The organism is Streptomyces sp. NPDC005004 (genome assembly GCF_053600675.1).
In genome coordinates, this window is sequence record NZ_JBSGAH010000047.1 from 1 (window position 1) to 1,776 (window position 1,776).

A 1,776-nucleotide genomic window follows, 5' to 3' on the forward strand; every position below is an offset into this window, starting at 1 on the left:
GCCCCTATGTGTTTGGTCAAGGTCGAGGACCAGTAGGTTCGTGCGGTCGAGGGTGGGGCCGAGCCGTAGGGGTGTGCATGGGTGATAGCCAGGTCACGATCAAGCTCACGAGTGACGAGGCGCTGGTGTTGTCGGACTGGCTGGAGAAGCTGCAGATGACGGACCTGAGCCGGGTTGTCGACGATCCGGCGGTCTGGGCGCCGATCCATCGGATCGCCGGAACGCTCGACAAGGCGCTTCCCGAGCTGTTCGCGCCTGACTATGACGAGCGGCTTGAGGCGGCTCGCCAGAGGCTGCGGCCAGAGGACTGATCGAGCGGTCTCAACTCCTCACCGAGCGGCGGCGGGTTGGGGTTCATAGAAGGTTCCGTCGCGGAGCATGGCGAACAGGACGTCGGCCCGGCGTCTGGCGAGGCAGAGCAGTGCTTGGGTGTGGTGTTTGCCCTGGGCGATCTTCTTGTCGTAGTAGGACCGGGATGCAGGGTCGCCCAGGGCAGCGAACGCGGAGAGGAAGAAGGCCCGTTTGAGCTGCTTGTTTCCTCTCCTGGAGGGCTGTTCGCCGCGGATGGATGAGCCCGAGCTCCGGGTCGCGGGTGCGAGGCCGGCGTAGGCGGCGAGGTGACCGGCGGTCGGGAAGGTGCTGCCGTCGCCGACCTCGATCAGGATGCGGGCTCCGGTCCTGACGCCGATGCCCGGCATCGACGTCAGGACCTTTGAAAGAGGGTGGGCCTCCAGCAGTTCCTCGATCCGTCCGGCCAGCAGTTTCCGCTGGTCGAGCACGGCCGTCAGCGAAGCGGCCAGACTGGGGACGATCAGCGCGGCTGCCTCGGTCCCCGGGACTGTCACGGTCTGCTCGTCCAGGGCGGCGAAGATCTCCTCGACCAGCCGCTCGGCCATCCGCGGTGCCTTCGGCCGCAGCAGGGTGATCAGCCGCCGGCGTCCGGCCTTGCGTATCTGTGCCGGGGAGCCGAACCGTTCCAACAGGGCGAGGACGGCGGGGTGCTGCAACCGCGGTCCCAGGACCCGTTCCAGCGAGGGATGGATCTGGGTCAGCAGGCCGTGCAGCCGGTTCGCGACCCGGGTCGCCTCGCCGGCCAGGTCGTCGTCGAACCCGACGATCATCTCCAGCTCGGCGATCGTCTCGTCCTCGCCGTCGATCGCCCGCAGAGTGTGCGGCATCGCGCGGGCCGCGTCGGCGATGATGAACGCGTCCTTCGCATCGGTCTTCGCCTCGCCCGGGTAGAGGTCGGCGATCCGCCGCATCGTCAGGCCGGGCAGGTAGGCGACCGGGCAGCCCATGTCCCGGGCGACGGCCACTGGCAGGGCGCCGATCGAGGCCGGCTGATCTACCACCACGAGCACGGTCCCGTGCTTGGCCTGCAGCTTGGCGAACAGCTCGCGGAGCTTGGGTTCGGTGTTGGGCAGGCGCTTGTCGAAGGCCTTCTTTCCGGCCGGGGTGACGGCGGTGGCGTGGTGTTCGCCCTTGCCGACGTCCAGGCCGAGGAAGACGTCGATGTCGCCGGTGTCGATCACGTGCAGGCCCCTCCATCACGCTTTCGTCCGGCCCTGGCACGGCATCGAGCTGCCACATCCACGTTACGGAGAGCTCTTCCGACTCGGGTGAAGCCGGTGCTCAAGCCCCTCATCAGCGGTCCGTCGATGCCTCCGGACCCGGTGACACCACCCCCCGGATCATCAACAACAGGAGGGGGAAGCCATGCCGGGCCCGAAGGCCGGAGGCCCCATTGCGGAGCCACGAAAACGGTAACGGGGGGGG

The 1,776-nt window shown here is 68.1% G+C and carries 2 protein-coding genes; one reads left to right on the top strand and one right to left on the bottom strand.

All coding sequences use genetic code 11. The features are described from left to right. Positions 1-77: 77 nt before the first annotated feature. Positions 78-311, top strand: a complete 234-nt coding sequence (locus ACWEEU_RS30550) for a hypothetical protein (RefSeq protein WP_451736917.1) — start codon at positions 78-80, stop codon at positions 309-311. An 18-nt stretch (positions 312-329) separates the two neighbouring features. On the opposite strand, the gene ACWEEU_RS30555 is transcribed toward ACWEEU_RS30550, so the two are convergent. After that, positions 330-1,532 carry an IS110 family transposase gene (locus ACWEEU_RS30555; protein ID WP_451736919.1) on the bottom strand — a complete coding sequence of 401 codons (1,203 nt, stop codon included), beginning with the start codon at positions 1,530-1,532 and terminating at the stop codon, positions 330-332. Between the last annotated feature and the right edge of the window lie 244 nt (positions 1,533-1,776).

What these genes read in the sequence shown, in the direction of transcription:
- ACWEEU_RS30550 (WP_451736917.1), top strand. Translation starts at nt 78, where the DNA reads ATGGGTGATAGCCAGGTCACGATCAAGCTCACGAGTGACGAGGCGCTG.